This is a genomic window from Microtetraspora sp. NBRC 13810, assembly GCF_030268685.1.
Classification (GTDB): domain Bacteria; phylum Actinomycetota; class Actinomycetes; order Streptosporangiales; family Streptosporangiaceae; genus BSRQ01.
The window spans coordinates 188,984-208,024 of record NZ_BSRQ01000001.1; the positions used below are offsets into that span (position 1 = coordinate 188,984).

The window sequence follows — 19,041 nt, forward strand, 5'->3', positions numbered from 1 at the left end:
CGCCGGGGTCCGATCGGGATCCCGGCGGTGCCGTACCTCTCCGCGCTATCCGGCGTGCTGGAGGGTGTAACCCGGGAAGTTGCCCGGCAGGCGCTCGTCCTCGGGACCCTGGGTCACCGCGCGGACCAGCAGCTCGCCGCCGACGAACGCGCCGCGCCAGGACGCGCCGAGCCCGCCGAAGATCTCCTCCTTGTCACCCCGGGAGCGGGGCTTGTTGATGCCCACCTTGAAGGCGCGCACCTCCGACGCCAGCCGCTTGGCGGTGGCCTCCTCGCCGCAGGAGATGGTCGCGACGAGCGCGCCGTTGCTCGCGTTCATCGCCGCCAGCAGTTCGGCCTCGGTGTCCACCACGACGATCGTGTCGACCGGGCCGAAGGGCTCGGCGTGGAAGAGCGGCGAGGACCGCGGCGGGGCGAGCACCGCGACCGGGGCGAAGTAGGCGGAGGTGTCCTGCCCGGGCAGGAACCTGCCGTCGGTCAGCGACCCCCGGTAGATCGGCATGCCGCCCTTGGTGATCGCGTCGTCCACCTGGTCGGCGAGTTCCTTCGCCTTGGCGTCGTTGATCAGCGGTCCGAAGTCCAGCTCCGGCAGCGGGTCGTCGGGCGCCTCCACGGCGAGGGGATGCCCGAACCGTACCGAGGAGACCGCAGGCAGGTAAGTGTCGAGGAAACGGTGGAAGAGCTGGCGCTGCACCACGAAACGCGGGTAGGCGGTGCAACGCTGCTTGGCGTAGTCGAAGGTGGCCCTGATCTGCCGCCCGAGCAGCTCCCAGTCGTCATACTCCCAGACTCCCCAGCAGTTCAGCCCTTCCTGTTCCAGGATGTGCGCGCGGCCCAGATCCGCCAGTGACAGCGCGATCTGGGCGCCGGTGTCGCGCCCGCCCACGAAGGACACGCATCCGAGCTCGTGCCCGCGCACGAGCGCCGGCGACAGCTCCGAGCCGCTGCCGCTGACCAGGGTGAGCGGCAGGCCCTCGCGCACGGCGAGGGCACACGCCAGGGTGAGGCAGGCCACGCCGCCGTCGGTCGGGGTCTTGGCGATGGCGGCGTTGCCGGCGAGCGTCTGCACGAGCATGGCGTGCATGAGCACGCTCATCGGATAGTTCCAGCTCGCGATGTTGCTCACCGGGCCGGGCAGCGGGGTGCGCCCTTCCAGCATGCGGTCGATCTCCTCGACGTACCAGCGCACCCCCTCGATGCACCGGTCGACGTCGGCGGTGGCGAGCCGCCAGGGCTTGCCGATCTCCCACACCAGCAGCAGCGACAGCAGGTCGCGGTGCGCGGTCAGCGCGTCCAGCGCCGCGCTGACCCTGGCCTTGCGCTCCGCGAGCGGCAGGTGCCGCCACGCGCGGTGCTCGTCCAGGCTGCCCCGTACGGCCCGCGCGGCGGCCGACCGGTCGAGCCGCGGCGGGCCGGCGATCGCGGTGCCGTCGACCGGCGACACGTCGGGCGCCGGCCTGCCGTCACGCTGCCAGATGCCGCCCCAGTGGTTGAGCACCCTGTCGTCGTGGAAGGCCTCGGGCGCGGCCGACACGGACGCCGCGTAGGCGTCGTGCCAGGCCGTGCCCGGCTTCAGGATCAAGGACATGAACGGTCTCCTTCGGTCGGACGGCACACTCGCAACCGGCGGGGCGTAGGGGGGCGGTCAGTCGGACCAGTCGACGGCCGAGACGAGCTCCGGCGCGGGCTCGAACTCCTTGATCTTGTCGAGGGAGGGGCCCATCGCTGCGTTGGCCTCGCGCTCGACCATGATCTCCACGAGGACCGGGCGGCTCAGCCGCTCCGACTCGGCGTTGGCCCAGGTCAGGGCACCGGCGATGTCGCCCGGCTCCTCTACCCGGCGGGCCGGGCAGCCAAACGCCTCCATCAGCTTGACGTGGTCGATCCCGCCTTCGCCGTAGTGCAGGTCCACCGCGAAGTTCATGTCGTAGGGGATCTCTGCCTGCCTGATCAGGCCGAGGTACTCGTTGTTCACCATGACGATCACGAACGGGATCTCGTACTGCGCCGCGACCGCCACCTCCTCCATCAGGAACTGGAAGGAGTAGTCGCCGACGACCACGACGACCTGCCGCTCGGGGAAGGCGGTCTTGACGCCGATGGCCGCCGGCACCTCCCAGCCCAGCGGGCCCGCCTGGCCGCAGACGAGGTAGCGGCGGGGCAGGAAGGACTTCTGGAACTGTCCCGACCAGATCTGGTAGAGGCCGATGGCGGTGACGAACGTCGTGTCCGGGCCGTAGACCTCGTTGAGCTCCCGGTAGACCCGTGGCGGCTTGATCGGCACGTCCTCGAAGTCGTCCCGGCGGAGCAGCGTGGTGCGCAGCTCCTCCACCCGCTTGACCCACTTCTCCGGCCGGCGGCGCCGGGTCTGCACCCCGGCCTCGGCCGCCAGCGCCGCGAGCACCGGCCTGGCGTGCCCGACCACGCCGAGGTCGGGTTCGAAGACCTTGCCGATCTGGGTCGGCTCGATGTCCACGTGGATGAACTTGCGGCCCTTGCGGTAGGTCTCCAGGTCGCCGGTGTGCCGGTCGCCGAAGCGCGCGCCCACCGCCAGCACCAGGTCGCTCTCCAGGAAGGCGGCGTTCCCCCACCGGGTCTGCGTCTGCAGGCCGGCCATGCCGGCGAACAGCGGATGGTCCTCGGGGAAGGCGCCCTTGCCCATCAGGGTGACCTGGACCGGCACCTGGAGGTGCTCGGCCAGCTCGCGCAGCTCGGCCGCCGCGTCCGCGATGATCACGCCGCCGCCGGCCAGGATGAGCGGGCGCTCGGCCGCGAGCAGCATCTCCACCGCGGCCTGCACGGCCTGCGCCCGGGGCTGGGGCACCTCGACCGGCAGCGGGCCGTCCAGCGCGGCGTCGTACAGGCAGGTGCCGCGCTGCACGTCGATCGGCAGGTCGATGAGCACCGGCCCCGGACGCCCGGACCTGGCGATGCGGAACGCCTCCCGGAACACCCACGGCGCCTGGGCGGCCTCCTTGAGCTGCACGGCCCACTTGGTGACCGGCTTGGCGATCTCCACGATGTCGACCGCCTGGAACGCCTCCTGGTGGAGCTTGTCGCGCGCGGCCTGCCCGGTGATGCAGATCATCGGGATGGAGTCCGCCATCGCGGTGTAGAGGCCGGTGATCATGTTGGTGCCGGCCGGGCCCGAGGTGCCGATGCAGACACCGACGTTCCCGGTCACCCGCGCCCAGCCGTCGGCCGAGTGCGTGCCGCCCTCCTCGTGGCGGACGGTGATGTGCTTGATCGGGCTCTTCAGCAAGGCGGCGTACAACGGCAGGATCGCCGCGCCGGGAATTCCGAAGACGGTGTCGACACCCTCCGAGATGAGGACATCGACCACGGCCTCCATGCAAGGGACTCTGTTCATCGGAATCCCCCTCCCTCCCAATGACTCGTGGGTAAGTACCGGCGCACGCGGCGGCCACGCCGCCGGGGCCGCGCCGCCTGCGGGGCGGAGCGGCCGGGCGCCTGTGAAGCGGGTATGAGACCCCGGCTCTGATCAGCGGGGTCGGTGGGCGATGGAGTAGGAAGAACGGGCCCGCGAGGGCGGAAGTCCCCCGGCCTGGGCCGTGGGGAGCGGATCAATCGTTGATCCTCTCGATCACCTTCAGCAGCGCCGAGTGGTCGAGAGAGCCGTGGCCCTGGGCGCGGGCCGCGGCGATGAGCTGGGCGATGACACCGGTCACGGGGAGCGCGACGCCGGCCTCGCGGGCGGCGGCGAGCGCGATACCCATGTCCTTGTGGTGCAGGTCGATGCGGAATCCCGGCTTGAACTGCCGGTTGATCATGGTGGTCCGCTTGAGCTCCAGGATGCGGCTCCCGGCGAGACCGCCGGCCAGGACGTCGAGGCCGCGGTGCGCGTCCACGCCGGACTTCTCCAGCAGCACGATCGCCTCGGCGATCAGGGCGTAGGTGCCGCCCACGACGAGCTGGTTGGCGGCCTTGACGGTCTGCCCCGAGCCGGCCGGGCCCACGTGCACGACGGTGGTGCCGAGGACGTCGAACACCTGCCGGGCGGCTTCGAAGGCGTCGGCCTCGCCGCCCGCCATGATGGACAGGGTGCCGTCCACGGCGCCCTTCTCACCGCCGCTGACGGGGGCGTCGAGCACGCGTACGCCCTTGGCGGCGGCGGCCTCCGCGACCCGCAGCGAGGTGTCCGGGCGGATGGTGCTCATGTCGATGTAGAGCAGCCCCTCCCCGGCGTTCTCCAGGATCCCGCCGGGGCCGAGGGCCACCTCCTCGACGTGCGGGGAGTCGGGCAGCATCGTGATGACGACGTCGGCGCCCGCGATGGTCTCCGCCACGGTGGCGCCGACCCTGCCGCCGGCCGCCTCCAGCCGCTTGAGCGAGTCCTCCGCGAGGTCGTAGCCGACGACGGCGAAACCGGCGCGCAGCAGGTTGTCGGCCATCGGGCCGCCCATGATGCCGAGGCCGATGAATCCGACGGTGTTCACGCGGTCTCCTTGTTGACGTCCTCGATGGCGGACAGGTGGTCCCTGAGGGTGGGCAGCCAGCCGAAGTTGCCGGAGCTCGGTCCCACCGGTTTGAACTCCAGCCCCACGTTGCCCCGGTAACCGCCGGCCGCCAGCCGGGCGAGCACCCGCTCGTAGGGGATCTCGCCGGAGCCGGGGTATCCGCGGCCCGGCGCGTCGGCGACCTGGACGTGGCCGAACCGGTTGGCGTGCCGGTCGACGAGCTCTACCGGGTCCTCGCCCATCCGGTAGAGGTGGTAGAAGTCGGCGAGGAAGGCCAGGTTGGGCGCGCCCACCTCGTCGATCACCTCGAACGCCGCGGCGGACGAGGTGATCGGGTAGGCGGTGTTCTCGTGCGAGTTGAGCGCCTCCAGCACCACGGTGGCGCCGATCGTCTCGGCCGCCTTGGCCGCGATGCCGAGGTTCTCGACGGCGAGCCGCCGCTGCTCCTCCGCCGCGAGGCCGGGTACGGCGTTGCCGTAGAGCCCGTTGAGCACCCGGCAGCCGAGGGAGTCGGCGAAGGCCACCGCCACGTCGATGTTCTCCCGGAACCTCGGGATGTCGGCGGGGCGGGACAGGAGGCCGCGGTCACCGGCCGCCATGTCGCCGGCGTCGAAGTTCAGCCCGACGAGCTGCACCCCGGCGTCCTCGATCGCGCCCTTGAGCGCGTCGCGCTCGGCCGCCGAGGGGGACGGGCCGGCGAAGGGCCACCACAGCTCGATCGCGTCGAACCCGGCCGCCGCCGCGGCCGCGGGGCGCTCAAGCAGCGGCAGCTCCGTGAACAGGATGGAGAGGTTGACGTCGAATCTCATCGCTTGCCCTGCTCCAGCAGCTCGCGCAGGAGGCGGCCGGTCTCGCTGGGCGTCTTACCCACCCGCACCCCGACCTTCTCCAACGCCTCCTTCTTCGCCTGAGCCGTACCAGCCGACCCCGACACGATCGCCCCGGCATGACCCATCGTCTTACCCTCCGGCGCCGTGAACCCCGCCACATACGCCACCACCGGCTTCGACACCGACCTCTCGATGAACGCCGCCGCCCGCTCCTCCGCATCCCCGCCGATCTCACCGATCATCACGATCGCATCGGTCTCCGGATCCGCCTCAAACGCCGCCAACGCATCAATATGCGTCGTCCCGATCACCGGATCCCCACCGATCCCCACCGCCGTCGAGAACCCCAGATCCCTCAGCTCATACATCAGCTGATACGTCAACGTCCCCGACTTCGACACCAACCCCACCCGACCAGGCGACGTGATATCCGCAGGAATAATCCCCGCATTCGACGCACCAGGCGACGCGATCCCCGGACAGTTCGGCCCGATAACCCGCGTCACCCCACCCGCCGCCACCGCATACGCCCAGAACTCCGCCGTGTCATGCACCGGAACACCCTCGGTGATCACCACACACAACGGAATCCGCGCATCCACCGCCTCCTTCACCGCATCCTTCGTGAACGCCGGCGGCACGAACACCACCGACACATCCGCCCCCGTGACCGACATCGCCTCAGCCACCGAACCGAACACCGGCAACCCCTCATGCACCGTGCCGGCCTTACGCGCATTCACCCCCCCGACCACCTGCGCACCCGAAGCCAGCATCCGCCGCGTGTGCTTCGAACCCTCCGACCCCGTCATCCCCTGAACGATGATCCGCGAGTCCTTGGTCAGCCAGATCGCCATCACACACCCACCGCAGCCAGCTCGGCAGCCCGACGAGCCGCATCATCCATCGTGTCCACCAGCTCCACACCCGGCAAAGCCGCCTCCGCCAGAATCCGCCGCCCCAGCTCCGCGTTGTTCCCGTCCAACCGCACCACCAGCGGACGACTCACCGCCTCACCACGACCCTCCAGCAACCGGAACGCCGACACCACACCATCGGCCACCGCATCACACGCCGTGATCCCACCGAACACGTTCACGAACACCGACCGCACCGACGGATCCGACAAAATGATCTCCAGACCATTCGCCATCACCTCCGCCGACGCACCACCCCCGATATCCAGGAAGTTCGCCGGCCGCGGCGACCCCGCGAACCCCTCACCCGCATACGCCACCACGTCCAGCGTCGACATCACCAGCCCCGCACCATTGCCGATGATCCCCACACTCCCGTCCAGCTTGACGTAGTTGAGACCCTTCTCCTTCGCCCGCGCCTCCAGCGGATCCTCCGCCGCCACGTCCACGAAACGCTCGTGCTCGGGGTGCCGGAAGTCGGCGCTGTCGTCGAGCGTGACCTTGCCGTCGAGGGCGATGATGCGGCCGTCCTGCGTGGCCGCCAGCGGGTTGACCTCGACCAGGGTGGCGTCCTCCTTGACGAAGACCTGCCACAGCCGTACGACGGTCTCCGCGGCGGCCTCCACGACCTGCGCCGGCAGCTTCGCGTCGGTCACGAGCTTGCGCGCGGTCTCGATGTCGACGCCGACGTTCGGGTCGATCGGGAGCCGGACGAGGTCGTCCGGCCTGGTCGCCGCGACCTCTTCGATGTCCATGCCGCCCGCCGCGGAGCACATGGTCAGGAAGGTGCGTTCCGCGCGGTTGAGCAGGAACGCCAGGTAATACTCCTCGGACACCACCTGTGCGGTTTCGACCAGCACGCTGTTGGTGGTGTGCCCCTTGATGTCCATGCCCAGGATCTGTTCCGCGATCTCCTCCGCGGAGGCGGGGCCGGGGGCGACCTTGACGCCACCCGCCTTGCCACGCCCGCCCACCTTGACCTGAGCCTTGATCACAACTGGAACGCCGAGCTCGGTAGCGATCTCCCGGGCCTCCGCTGGTGTCGTCGCCACACGTCCTGCGAGGACGGGCACACCATGGGCCGCGAAGAGCTCCTTTGCTTGGTATTCGTACAGATCCACGCGTTCTACCTCGTCTCCACCGTACGACCTTGGTAGACTGTATACCGTATGGAATAAGCACCGTCTAGGGGTCGACAAGCGGGCTGGAGATTGCATATTACATACAGTATGGAGAACAGCACGGCGCATGGCCACGAGGTCCGGGACTGGCGTGGCCGCGTCTATCTCACCGGTGTCAGTCCCGAACAGATCCTCAATCGCCCCAGGTCATCCATGCTGTGGCCGGCCTGGGCGGCGATGGCCGCCATCGGCGCCCTGCAGTACGGCTACGGCGCCGCGCTGCCGGCCGTGGCGTCGCTGCACGGCTGGTCGAACGCACAGGCCCTGTGGCTGCTGGCCGCCTGGACGGTCGCCCAGGCCGCGGTGGGACTGCCCACCGCGGCGCTCATGGAGCGCCGCCGCGCGCGCCTCCTCCCCCCGGCGGGCGGCGCAGTGAACGGCACGGCACACGGCGGGGGCCCGCGGCTGCGGGCCATGATGATCACCGGCGCGGTGCTGTCCGCGACCGGACTGGTCACGCTCGCCCACGCCGGCCACCTCCTGCTCGCCCTCGCCGGCTACTCACTGCTCGGCGGCGTCGGCGGCGGCCTGGTGTACGCCACGTGCAGCTCGGTCGTGGCCCGCTGGTACCCCGAGCGCACGGCGGCCAGGGTGAGCCTGGTGACCGGCGCCTTCGCCTACGGCGCGGTGCCCCTCGTCGTCGCCGCGCACGCGGTCACCGGCGCCGGGCCCGCGGGGACCGGGCTGACGGTCGTGCTGGACGTCGCGGCGCTCGCCGTACTGGCCGTCGTGGCCGGCGCGGGGCTGCTCCTGCGCGAGCCGCCGCCGCACTGGTGGCCCGGCCACATCGACCCGCGCGCGTGGGCGCACGACGGCACGGTCAACCCGGGGTTGCGCCGCAACCCGCGCGCCGTGCGCGAGTTCTCCGCGGGCGAGGCGCTGCGCACCCCCGCACTGCTCACCATGGCCGCGGTCCTCGTGCTCGCGGGCGGGATCTCGCTGTTCAACGTGGCCGTCGCCGCGGGCCTGGCCGCCAGGCACGGCGTCACGGCGACCGTACTCGCCGCCGCCGCGCTGGTCGCGCTCAACGGAGCGGGCCGCACGGCCTCCATCGCGGTCTCCGAGCGCACCGGCAGGCGGCCCGCGCTGCTGTGCGTCCTCGGCCTGCTCACGGCCGGCCAGGTCGCCCTGGCGGGCGCGGTGACGAACGGGTCGGCGGCGCTGCTCGCGGCGTTCGTGCTCTTCGCCGGGCTGGGCGGGGGCGGCTTCTATCCGCTCATCGCGAGCATGGTGCGGGAGTACTTCGGGGAACGGCGCACCGCCGAGATCCACGGTGTGATCTATTCCGCCAAAGGGCTCGGCGGAATCCTGGGCGCCACCCTGGGCACGGCCGCTACGCTCGAATCCTCTCCCGTCGTGTGCGTGATCGCGGCGGCGCTCGGTCTCATAACCGTCCTTCTCGCCCGCCGTCTCAGACAACCCGGACACCCATCAACACTTCCCGTGTCCCATCCGGCACCCGTGTCCTGAGTCACACACGACCGGAATGACGAAAGCGCAGGTGTGACGGGGTTCACGAAGGAAGCAGTTTGGCACGCGGTATACTGGATGCAGTCGACTGGACCATGGAGGAAAGCATCAGCCAGGCACCCGGTCGCCATCTCATTGGAGTTGAGAAATGTTGCGAACCGAATTGTCTGCTCAGCGAATCGCCCGGCCGGTGCCCCTGCGAGAAAGTGTCTTCGAGGCCATCCTCGAGCTCATAATCACAGGTAGCCTCCGCCCTGGCCAGCATTTGGTGGAAAACGAGCTCGCCGATCTGCTCGGCGTCTCCCGCCAGCCGGTCAGGGAGGCGCTTCAGCTGCTGAGCGGCGAGGGCTGGGTCGACCTGCGGCCGGGCCAGGGGGCGTTCGTCCACCTGCCGACGCACGAGGAGGCGGACCAGCTGCTGGCCGTGCGCCGGCTGCTGGAGACCGAGTCCGCCCGGCTGGCTGCGCTCAACACCACCGAGGCGGGCACCGCGCACCTGCGCGCGATCTGCACCCGCGGCGAGCAGGCGCACACCGCCGGCGACGTCGACGGGGCCGTGGCGGCCAACGCCGAGCTGCACGCCTATGTCATGGAGATGTCGGCCAACAAGGTCCTGTCTGAGCTCGCGGCCCAGGTGTCGCGCCGGGTCCGCTGGTACTACACGCCGGTGGCCCGGATGCGCGGCGCCAAGTCATGGGAGGAGCACGCCGCCCTGATCGACGCGATCGAGGTGGGCGACAGCACGCGTGCCGCCGAGATCATGAGCGAGCACACCGAGCACACCCGTCGTTCTTACTTGGAGCAGCGCGCGGGTGAGGCCCCGGCGGAGCCGGTACCGGCCAAGCGCCGGCGCGGCCGTTCGGGGAATTGACGGAGATTTCACAAAGCGTCCGCCCGGAGGAAACAACCGGCGCGGAGAATTGGTTACAAAGAAGGGAGGTAACACAATGCCGAAGTTTATGCATCTACTGAGCCAGAAGCTCGGATATGCCGCCGATGGCCGCACCCTGGGTCTCGGCCTGAGCGTCGCGCTGGCCAAGCAGCGCGAGCAGATCCGCATCACCGTCGATGAGGGCGCCGAGCGTCACCTGCGCCGCTGGGCCGAAGAGGAGCGTCTGCAGACGCACCGCTGATCCGGCGCGGAGCCAGGTGAGCCATCGCGCGGCACCGGCTCCATGACCGACGGTGGCCTCTGACGGGCACCGGCGCAGACCGCCGGCTCCCCTGCCACCGTCCTCGCAAGACGCGGCCGCCCCCGCCAAGGCCATCGGCCTTGCGGCACCCCCCGGCCGTCATCCCCCGGCCCCGGCAGCCTGACCGGGTCGCCGAGTCCCGCCGCCCATGCCACCGAGCAGCCGAGCCCGGCCGTCCAGGCCGCCGCCCGGCGCCACCGGAGGCGAGCCCGCGGCGCTGGACACCACCACCTAGACGACCACAGTCGTACGCGCGCCACCGCGGACGTACGGCCGCTGACGCGCGGCCTGCGCCACCGGTGTCGTGCGCGGGCGCAGCATGCCCGCACACCCGCCGCGGCGTCTGTGGTCGCACAGGACCTTCGCACGTCGCGCCGCCGAGCGCGCGACGGCACGAGAACGACGAACTGGGAGCACATGACCGAGCCCTTACGGCGCCGCGCCGCGGCCGGCCGACCGGTGAGCACACCGGCGGACCGTCCCGGAGGCGAGCCGTGCCCGTCCGCGCCACAGGGCCCGCGCGGCGCAGGCGGCGCGCCCGGGCGGGCGTGGTCGCTGTGGACGAGCCCCGGCGCCGGACACGACTCGGGAGCGGGTGGCCCTTCCGGGCGCACCCGCTCCGAGAGCGATCGTGTGCGGATCAGCGGGTCAGCCTTCCACCTCTGCGGGCGCCTTGTCCTGATGGGAGGCCGCCGGCGAGCCGGCGGACCCGTTGGGCGCGGAGCCGTTGGACGGGGAGGCGGGGTCCGGGGTTCCGCCGGGCGCGTGCCCGTCGGCTCCCGGCCGCCGGTTGTTGTCGCGACGGGTCTTCATCAGGCTCGCGATGGCCGTGATGGCCAGCGTGCCGATGATGACGCCGAGCGACACCAGGATCGGGATCTCGGGAGCCCAGGCCACCCCGTCGTGGTGCAGGGCCTCCAGGATGAGCTTGACCCCGATGAACGCGAGGACCAGGGAGAGGCCCTTGCTGAGGTAGATCAGCCGGTCGAGCAGTCCGCCGATGAGGAAGAAGAGCTGGCGCAACCCCATCAGGGCGAACACGTTGGCGGTGAAGACGAGGTAGGGCTCCTGGGTGAGACCGAAGATCGCCGGGATCGAGTCGAGCGCGAAGAGCAGGTCGGTCGTGCCGATCGCGACCATCACGATCAGCATGGGGGTGACCATGCGCTTGCCGTCGACCCGGGTGACGATCGAGGCGCCCTTGTACTCGGTGGTGGTCGGAAGAATCCGCCTCACCGTGCGCAGGGCGACGTTCTCGGAGAATTCCTCTTCTTCGCCGTGGTCGCCCATGAGCTTCCAGGCCGTGTAAATCAGGAACGCACCGAACAGGTAGAACAGCCAGTCGAACCGGGTGATGGCCTCGGCGCCGACGGCGATGAACACCGCTCGCAGCAGAAGCGCGATCACGATACCGATGAGAAGCACCTTCTGGCGGTACTCTCTCGGCACCGAGAATCGGCTCATGATGATGACGAAAACGAACAGGTTATCGACACTGAGCGAATATTCGGTGATCCAGCCGGCAAAGAACTCTGCGCCGTGCTGAGGGTCGGAGAAAAACGTGACTCCCAGCCCGAACAGCACCGCCAGGCCGACATAGAACGCCACCCATCGGGTGCATTCGCGAAAGCTCGGTTCGCGCGGATTGCGCGCCACGAGATAGAAGTCGAAGGCGATCAACGCCGTGAATGCCACGATCGTCACGACCCATACCCACGTGGGCAGGCTCATCTCGCTCCTTTGCTCCGGGCACCTCGCGCCGCCCGCCGCTGCTCTTGGCCCCGCCAGAGAAGCTCAGCATGCTGAACGTACTTGGCGAGCAGGCGTTGTGCGTCAGGGTTTCGATGTTGGACTCGCATGAGCCAGGACGGCGTTAGTCGCTCGTGCAGCCAGACGAAGCCGATGGCGAAGCCCAGACTGACGAGCGCCTGGTAGGCGAGAAAGGAGAGGACGTCCTCCCGGAGGTGAGGAGCGCCGTAGATGATCGTGCTCGACCCGGCCTCCTGGATCAGCCGGCTGACGGGGAAGCCGACGAACCAGTAGAGACCCCCGGTGGCGAAGACACCGGGCCGGAAGATCCCGTAGGCCATCAGCAGGCTGTAGCCGCCGCCGATGAGTCCCATCGGGATCGCGAGGGTGAGCATGGATGCGAGGGCCCAGCCGGGGGGCTGTCCCGCAAGAAGGGACAACCCACCGGCGATCAGGCCGCCCGTGACTCCGATGGCGAGCCCGGGCAGGGCGAGCTCACCGAGCCGTCGTACACGTTCGGCACCCATGTCAGTTGACGATCACGCCGAACCTGAACAGGCTGTAGAACAGCATGCCCAGGTAGAAGACCGCTCCGAAGCCGATGATCAGGTTGGTCCAGATCTTCGGACGGATCGGTTTCGGCAGCATCGTGTTGTTCACCAGGAGCAGGGTGACGCAGTAGGCGCCCATGGCGAACGTGGACAGGAATGCCAGGGTGTCCAAGATGCCGGCCGGCCCGTCGGCGGGGCCGAACAGCAGGATCAGGATGCCGAAGATCACCACGCCCCAGAGGAAGCCGGCGTAGAGGTAGGACATCCGGAACTTCTTGGCACCGGGCACGAAGTGGTAGGTCATGTCGGCCTGGCCCCGGCTGAAGGAGTCGAAGAGGCCGAGCGTCGCGTTCATGCCGATGAGGGCGATGAACCCGAGGAAGACCACACCAAGGACGGAGCTGCCCGCCGAGGCGAACGAGTCGGCCATCGCGTTGAGCGACGCCTCACGGTCACCGGCCTCGATCAGCGCCTTGACGTTGGGGCTCTGCCGTGCCGCAGCCTGAGCGATCACGGTGAACGCCACGGTGACGAGCATCGTCACACCCCAGAAGAGGAGCAGCGCGTCGAAGGTCACCCAACGCCGCCAGCCCTTCCACTTCGCCATTTCGGCCGGGTTGGAGGTGTCGAACATGAAGCCGCGGGACGGCATCTGCTCTTCTTCCCCGGCGTGCCGCAGGCCGCGCACCTTGGGGATGTGCGCGCCCATGCCGGCGCCGGAGTCGCGCAGGTGCAGCGTGTACCACATCTGCTGCATACCGGAGGGTCCCGCGAAGGCGATCGAACCCACGATCACCGGGAACCACGTCGCCGACATCGCGCCCTCGGGGAGGTACCCGATGTGGAACATGCCGGTCACGGTGCTGGCGAGGTCGGCCCAGTTGCCGACCATGGCGGCGATCACCGAGGTGCCCACCACCAGTGCGCCGATCAGGACCGACAGCAGGTTCTCCAGCAGGTTGTAGATCACCTTCGCGAGGCTGAAGACGACCCCTACCAGGAGTAGTCCTATACAGGCTGATACCTGCCAGGGGATCCCGGTTATCTGCTCGAATGCCGCCATGCCCGCCGACAGATGGCCGGGCCAGATGTACACCGCGATCGCGGTGATGAAGAAGAACCACATGAGTGGCTTGAAGACGCGCGCCGCGCCGAAGAAGATGCTCTCGCCCGTCGCCATGGCATATCGCGCCATCTCCAGCATGACGACGGCCTGGAGGGTGACGCCGACCAGGAACAGCCACCGGATCTCCGGTCCGAAGAGCAGGACCAGCCGAGGCCACAGGTAGGACTCGCCCATGCCGACGCCGAGTGCGACGAGGAAGACGGTCGGACCGAGAAGGTGAACCGACGGGGGCGCATCGGGTAGCTCACGTATGGGCATCGGCTCCAGTTTGCCCGCACGCCATACCCGCTCCTCCTGTTCCGGCGACGCGTTGCCCGCCGAGCTTGGTGGCGTTGCCGCCGGTGTTGATGAAGTGTCCACTCTTGGACCTCCTCGGGAGATGTACGGATCCGGGTTGTGCCCCGATGGCCCCCTTGGCTCAGATGTGCCGTCGATCAGCCGCCCAGCAACCCGGCAGCACGGGCCCAGCGGTACTTGGCTCCAAGCACCGCCACCGGCTTCTCCGTGGTGTAGGGGTACGCGACGATGCCGTGGTCGAAGAGGTACTCACACGCGGCCTCGACCTCGGTGTCGCCGGCGAGCGACGCCACTACAGGCTTGTCGTGTCCGGCCTCGCGGCACTCCGCGACGATCCGGGCGGCGAGTTCGGCGAATACCATCGGCGGCGTGACGATGGTGTGCCAGTAGCCCAGGATCAGGGAGTGGATGCGAGGGTCGGTCATGCCGAGCCTGATGGTGTTCTCATAGGTGGTGGGAGGCTCCCCACCCGTGATGTCGATCGGGTTCCCAGCCGCGCCGAACGGCGGGATGTACGCGCGGAACGCCTGGTCCAGGTCCTCGGGGATGTCCATCAGGGAGAGCCCGTTGTCGGCGCACGCGTCGGAGAGCAGCACACCGGAGCCGCCCGCCGCCGTGATGATGACGACGTTCTCGCCCTTCGGCGCGGGCAGCATCGGCAGGGTCCGGGCATATTCCAACATGTCGTTGAGCCCGGGTGCCCGCACGACGCCCGCCTGGCGGAGGATGTCGTCGTAGACCTTGTCGTCACCCGCGAGGGCGCCGGTGTGCGAGCTGGCGGCCCGCGCGCCCATGGCGGTGCGGCCGGCCTTCAGCACGATGATCGGCTTCTCCTTGACGACCCGGCGGGCGACCTCGACGAAGCCGCGGCCGTCCTTCAGGTCCTCAAGGTGCATGGCGATGGCCTTGGTGTTGTCGTCCTGCTCGAAGAACGTGAGCAGGTCGTCCTCGTCGACGTCGGCCTTGTTGCCGACTCCGACGATCGCCGAGACCCCCATCTTGCTGGTACGGCTGAAGCCGAGGATGGCCATGCCGATGCCACCGCTCTGCGAGGTCAGTGCGACGCTGCCCTTGACGTCGTACGGAGTGCAGAAGGTGGCGCAGAGGTTCTCGTGCGTGTAGTAGTAGCCGTAGATGTTGGGGCCGAGCATGCGCACGCCGTGCCGCCTGGCGATCTCGACGATCTCCTCTTGGCCCTCGACGTTGCCGGTCTCGGCGAAGCCCGACGGGATCATGATCGCGCCCGCCACGCCCTTGACCCCGACCTCTTCCAGCGCGGCGGGGACGAACTTCGCGGGGATCGCGAAGACGGCCACATCGACGTCGCCCGGGACCTCGGAGATGCTCGGGTATGCCGGTAGCCCGAGGATCTCGCTGGCCTTGGGGTTGATCGGGTAGATGTGACCCTGGTACCCACCGTTGATCAGGTTGCGCATCACCGAGTTACCGATCTTGCCGGTCTCGGCGGAGGCGCCGATCACCGCGACGGACCGGGGCTTGAAGATCCGGTTCATCGAGGCGAGGATCTGCTCGCGCGGGATCCGCGCCGGCTCGGAGACGGGGCCCTCGGCGAGCAGAATGCGGACGTCCGCGGCGATGGCGCCGCGGGCGTCGGCGAACACCGGATTGAGGTCGATCTCGGAGATCTCCGGGAAGTCGATCACCAGTTCGCCCACGCGCGTGATCGTGTCGGCGAGCGCCTCCCGGTCCACCGGCTCCGACCCTCGCACACCACGCAGCACTTCAGCCGCTTTGATGTCATCCAGCATGGTCCGTGCATCATCGCCTGAAAGCGGCGCCATCCGGAAGGTCACATCGCGAAGTACTTCGACGAGAATCCCGCCGAGGCCGAAGGCGACCACCTTCCCGAAGGTCGGGTCGGTGACCGCACCGATGATCACCTCCTGGCCGCCGCCGAGCTGCTTCTGCACCTGGACGCCGTCGATCGCCGCGGACGCGTTGTACGCGTGGGCGCTGGCCATGATCTTCTCGTAGGCCGCGCGAGCCGCGTCCGCCGAGTCGACGCCGACGATGACGCCGCCGGCCTCGGTCTTGTGCAGGATGTCCGGCGAGACGATCTTCAGCACCACCGGGAAGCCGATCTCGGTGCCGAGCGAGGCCGCCTCGTCAGCGGAGGTGGCCAGACCCTCGCCCGGTGTCGCTATGCCGTACGCGTCGCAGATCCTCTTGCCCTCGGGCGCGGTGAGGGCCGTGCGGCCCTCGGCCTTCGCCTTGTCGAGGATCTCGCGTACCGCGGTCTGGTCATGAGCCATGACTCAGATCACTCCGTTCGTTTTGAACTCAGCTAGGCGCCCGGGCTCGATCCCGAGTTCGCCGGCGTAGACCTCTTCGTTGTGCTCGCCGAGAAGAGGCGACCTGACCACGTCGACAGGCGAGTCCGACAGCTGGAGCGGGCTGCCGACGGTCGTGTACGTGCCGCGCTCGGGGTGGTCGACCGACACGATCAGGCCGTTGTCCCGGAGCGTCTCATCTTCGATCAGTTCCTTCGTGGACAGGATGGGACCGCACGGGATGTTCTCCGCGTTGAGCCGGTCCAGCACCTCCCACTTGCCGAGGCTGCTGCTCCAGTCCTCGATGAGCTGGAACATCTTGTCCAGCTTGGGCAGCCGGGACTCGGGGGTCGCCCACTCCGGGTCGTCCGCGAGCTCCGGCCGGCCGATGATCCTGGCCAGCGGGGCCCAGCCGACCGGCTGGACGATGACGTAGACGTAGTCGTTGGGACCGCCGGGGGCGCAGCGCACCGCCCAGCCCGGCTGGCCGCCGCCGGAGGCGTTGCCCGAACGCGGCACCTCGTCGCCGAAGTCCTCGTTGGGGTACTCCGCCAGCGCGCCGTGCGCCAGCCGCTGCTGGTCGCGCAGCTTGACCCGGCACAGGTTCAGCACGGCGTGCTGCATGGCCACCTGCACCCGCTGGCCGCGGCCGGTCTGCTCACGCTGGTAGAGCGCGGCGAGGATGCCGGCCACCGCGTGGATGCCGGTCCCGGAGTCACCGATCTGGGCACCGGTCGCGGTCGGCGGGCCGTCCTCGAAGCCGGTGGTGGACATGGAGCCGCCCATGGCCTGGGCGACCACCTCGTACGCCTTGTAGTTGGCGTACTTGCCGGTGCCGAAGCCCTTGATCGAGGCGTAGATCAGGCGCGGGTTGAGCTCCTGGAGCCGCTCCCAGGTGAAGCCCATGCGATCGACCGCGCCCGGCCCGAAGTTCTCCACCATGATGTCGGACTTGCGGACCAGCTCCGTGAAGATCTCCTTGCCCTCGGGAGACTTCGTGTTGAGCGTGACGCTGCGCTTGTTGGAGTTCAGCATCGTGAAGTAGAGGCTGTCCACGTCCGGCAGGTCGCGGAGCTGCTTCCGGGTGATGTCACCGGACGGCGCCTCGACCTTGAGCACGTCGGCGCCGAGCCATGCGAGCAGCTGGGTCGCGGAGGGACCCGACTGCACGTGTGTCATGTCGAGGACACGGACGCCTTCCAACGCCTTGGTCATCGCGGCACCCCCATCACTTGTACATGGTCTGGTTCATGGTCCCGGGGGCGTACACCTCCGGGTCGACCCACACGTTGATCAGCGAGGGCTTGCCGGACTCGCGGGCGCGCTCCAGGGCCGGCCGGATCTCCGCCGGGCTGTGCACCTCCTCGCCGTAGCCGCCGAGCATCTTGGCGAACTCGCTGTAACGGACGTCGCCGAGCGTGTTGCCGACGCGGCCGCGGTCCTCGCCGTACTTCTGGATCTGGCCGTAGCGGATCTGGTTCATCGACGAGTTGTTGCCGACGATCCCGACGAACGGCAGGTTGTAGCGGACCAGGGTCTCGAAGTCCCAGCCGGTGAGGCTGAAGGCTCCGTCACCGAAGAGGGCCACGACCTCCTTGTCGGGCCGGGCGTACTTCGCGGCGAGCACGAAGGGAACGCCGACCCCGAGGGTGCCCAGCGGGCCCGGGTCCATCCAGTGGCCGGGCGACTTGGGCTGGACGACCTGGCCGGAGAAGGTGACGATGTCGCCGCCGTCGCCGATGTAGATCGAGTCCTCGGTGAGGAACTCGTTGATCTCGTGGACCAGGCGGTAGGGATCGATCGGCTCGGAGTCCGAGAGCTGGCGGGGCAGCCGCTTCTCGTACGCCTGGGTCTCGACCGCGCGCAGCTCCTCCAGCCACGCCTTGCGGCTGGCGGCGCCGTTGCTGACCCGGCCGCTGGCGGCCTGGAACACCGAGGAGAGGACGAGGTCGGCGTCGCCGACGATCCCGAGATCGATGTCGCGGTTCTTGCCGACCGTGCGGTAGTCGAGGTCGATCTGCACCACGGTCGCGTTCGGCGAGAGCCGCTTGCCGTAGCCCATCCGGAAGTCGAACGGGGTGCCGACGATGATGATCAGGTCGGCGTTGGTGAAGGCGTACCGGCGGGAGAGCTGGAAGTGGTGCGGGTCGCCGGGGGGCAGGGTGCCACGGCCCGCGCCGTTCATGTACGCGGGGACGTTGAGCCCGCGCACCAGGTCGATCGCGGAGTCGGTGGCCCGGGTGGTCCACACCTGGCTGCCCAGCAGGATGCACGGCTTGCTGGCGTTGACCAGCAGGTCGGCGAGCTTCTCGATCGCCTCGGGGTCGCCCGCCTGGCGGGTGGACGCCCGGTAGGCGCCGGCCTTCGGGATCCGGGCCTTCTCCACCGGGACGCTCGCGTCCAGGATGTCCCTGGGGATCTCCAGGAAGGAGGGACCGGGGGCACCGTGGTAGCACTCGCGGAACGCCATCGACACGATGTCGGCCACCCGCTCGGTGCTGGGCACCGTGGCGGCGAACTTGCTGATCGGCGTGATCATGTCAACGTGCGGCAGGTCCTGCAGGGAACCCATCTTGTGCTGGCTCAGCGCACCCTGACCACCGATGAGCAGCATCGGGCTCTCCGCGCGGAACGCGTTGGCGATGCCGGTCACCGCGTCGGTGGTGCCCGGCCCCGCGGTCACCACGGCACAACCGGGCTTGCCGGTGATCCGGGCGTAGCCGTCGGCCGCGTGCGCCGCCACCTGCTCGTGGCGTACGTCGACGACCTCGATCCCCTCATCTACGCAGCCGTCATAGATATCGATGATGTGGCCGCCGCACAGGGTGAAGATCACATCAACGCCCTCGGCCTTGAGCGCTTTCGCCACCAAATGGCCGCCGGAGATCACCTCGGGTTCGCGAACCGTGAGCGGGGGTGTGCTCTCGGGCGCAGTCTTGGTCATGGGGTCCTCTCCTAT

Annotated in this window: 15 protein-coding genes; 3 read left to right on the top strand and 12 right to left on the bottom strand. The window is 69.2% G+C overall.

Annotated elements, in window-relative coordinates; all coding sequences use genetic code 11:
• Window positions 1-45: 45 nt before the first annotated feature.
• The 6 genes from QSK26_RS00905 to sucC all read right to left on the bottom strand — a co-directional run bounded on the left by QSK26_RS00905 (window position 46) and on the right by sucC (window position 7,345).
• Window positions 46-1,587, bottom strand: a complete 1,542-nt coding sequence (locus QSK26_RS00905; RefSeq protein WP_285772976.1) for an aldehyde dehydrogenase family protein — start codon at window positions 1,585-1,587, stop codon at window positions 46-48.
• Window positions 1,588-1,644: 57 nt separating this feature from the next.
• Window positions 1,645-3,369 carry a glyoxylate carboligase gene (gene gcl, locus QSK26_RS00910; protein ID WP_285772977.1) on the bottom strand — a complete coding sequence of 575 codons (1,725 nt, stop codon included), beginning with the start codon at window positions 3,367-3,369 and terminating at the stop codon, window positions 1,645-1,647.
• Between the two features lie 214 nt (window positions 3,370-3,583).
• Entirely contained in the window at window positions 3,584-4,456 is an 873-nt protein-coding gene (locus QSK26_RS00915) for a 2-hydroxy-3-oxopropionate reductase (RefSeq protein WP_285772978.1), read from the bottom strand.
• Complete coding sequence (locus QSK26_RS00920) at window positions 4,453-5,286, bottom strand: hydroxypyruvate isomerase family protein (RefSeq protein ID WP_285772979.1); 834 nt, start codon at window positions 5,284-5,286, stop codon at window positions 4,453-4,455. The genes QSK26_RS00915 and QSK26_RS00920 overlap by 4 nt, the downstream gene beginning before the upstream one ends.
• Window positions 5,283-6,164 (bottom strand): succinate--CoA ligase subunit alpha, encoded by an 882-nt coding sequence (gene sucD / locus QSK26_RS00925; RefSeq protein WP_285772980.1) that lies wholly within the window; start codon window positions 6,162-6,164, stop codon window positions 5,283-5,285. Before sucD ends, QSK26_RS00920 begins: the two co-directional genes overlap by 4 nt.
• Window positions 6,164-7,345 carry an ADP-forming succinate--CoA ligase subunit beta gene (sucC, locus tag QSK26_RS00930; protein ID WP_285772981.1) on the bottom strand — a complete coding sequence of 394 codons (1,182 nt, stop codon included), beginning with the start codon at window positions 7,343-7,345 and terminating at the stop codon, window positions 6,164-6,166. Before sucC ends, sucD begins: the two co-directional genes overlap by 1 nt.
• A 108-nt stretch (window positions 7,346-7,453) precedes the next feature.
• On the opposite strand from sucC, the gene QSK26_RS00935 reads away from it, so the two are divergent.
• From QSK26_RS00935 to QSK26_RS00945, 3 genes are all read left to right on the top strand, one after another.
• Entirely contained in the window at window positions 7,454-8,875 is a 1,422-nt protein-coding gene (locus QSK26_RS00935) for an MFS transporter (RefSeq protein ID WP_285772982.1), read from the top strand.
• A 148-nt stretch (window positions 8,876-9,023) separates the two neighbouring features.
• Window positions 9,024-9,746: a GntR family transcriptional regulator gene (locus QSK26_RS00940; protein ID WP_285772983.1), complete on the top strand. Its 723-nt coding sequence runs from the start codon at window positions 9,024-9,026 to the stop codon at window positions 9,744-9,746.
• Window positions 9,747-9,822: 76 nt separating this feature from the next.
• Complete coding sequence (locus QSK26_RS00945) at window positions 9,823-10,008, top strand: hypothetical protein (protein WP_285772984.1); 186 nt, start codon at window positions 9,823-9,825, stop codon at window positions 10,006-10,008.
• Between the two features lie 708 nt (window positions 10,009-10,716).
• Here the strand turns inward: QSK26_RS00945 and QSK26_RS00950 are convergent.
• The 6 genes from QSK26_RS00950 to QSK26_RS00975 all read right to left on the bottom strand — a co-directional run bounded on the left by QSK26_RS00950 (window position 10,717) and on the right by QSK26_RS00975 (window position 19,026).
• A complete protein-coding gene (locus QSK26_RS00950; RefSeq protein ID WP_285772985.1) occupies window positions 10,717-11,799 on the bottom strand; it encodes a TerC family protein in 1,083 nt (360 codons plus the stop codon).
• Window positions 11,796-12,344, bottom strand: coding sequence for a hypothetical protein (locus QSK26_RS00955; RefSeq protein ID WP_285772986.1), 549 nt, complete (start codon window positions 12,342-12,344; stop codon window positions 11,796-11,798). Before QSK26_RS00955 ends, QSK26_RS00950 begins: the two co-directional genes overlap by 4 nt.
• A gap of 1 nt (window position 12,345) precedes the next feature.
• Window positions 12,346-13,752, bottom strand: coding sequence for an Nramp family divalent metal transporter (locus tag QSK26_RS00960; RefSeq protein ID WP_285772987.1), 1,407 nt, complete (start codon window positions 13,750-13,752; stop codon window positions 12,346-12,348).
• 176 nt (window positions 13,753-13,928) lie between these two features.
• Window positions 13,929-16,064: an acetate--CoA ligase family protein gene (locus QSK26_RS00965; protein WP_285772988.1), complete on the bottom strand. Its 2,136-nt coding sequence runs from the start codon at window positions 16,062-16,064 to the stop codon at window positions 13,929-13,931.
• 3 nt (window positions 16,065-16,067) lie between these two features.
• Entirely contained in the window at window positions 16,068-17,297 is a 1,230-nt protein-coding gene (frc, locus tag QSK26_RS00970) for a formyl-CoA transferase (protein ID WP_285772989.1), read from the bottom strand.
• 13 nt (window positions 17,298-17,310) lie between these two features.
• Window positions 17,311-19,026: a thiamine pyrophosphate-binding protein gene (locus QSK26_RS00975; RefSeq protein WP_285772990.1), complete on the bottom strand. Its 1,716-nt coding sequence runs from the start codon at window positions 19,024-19,026 to the stop codon at window positions 17,311-17,313.
• Window positions 19,027-19,041: the final 15 nt, after the last annotated feature.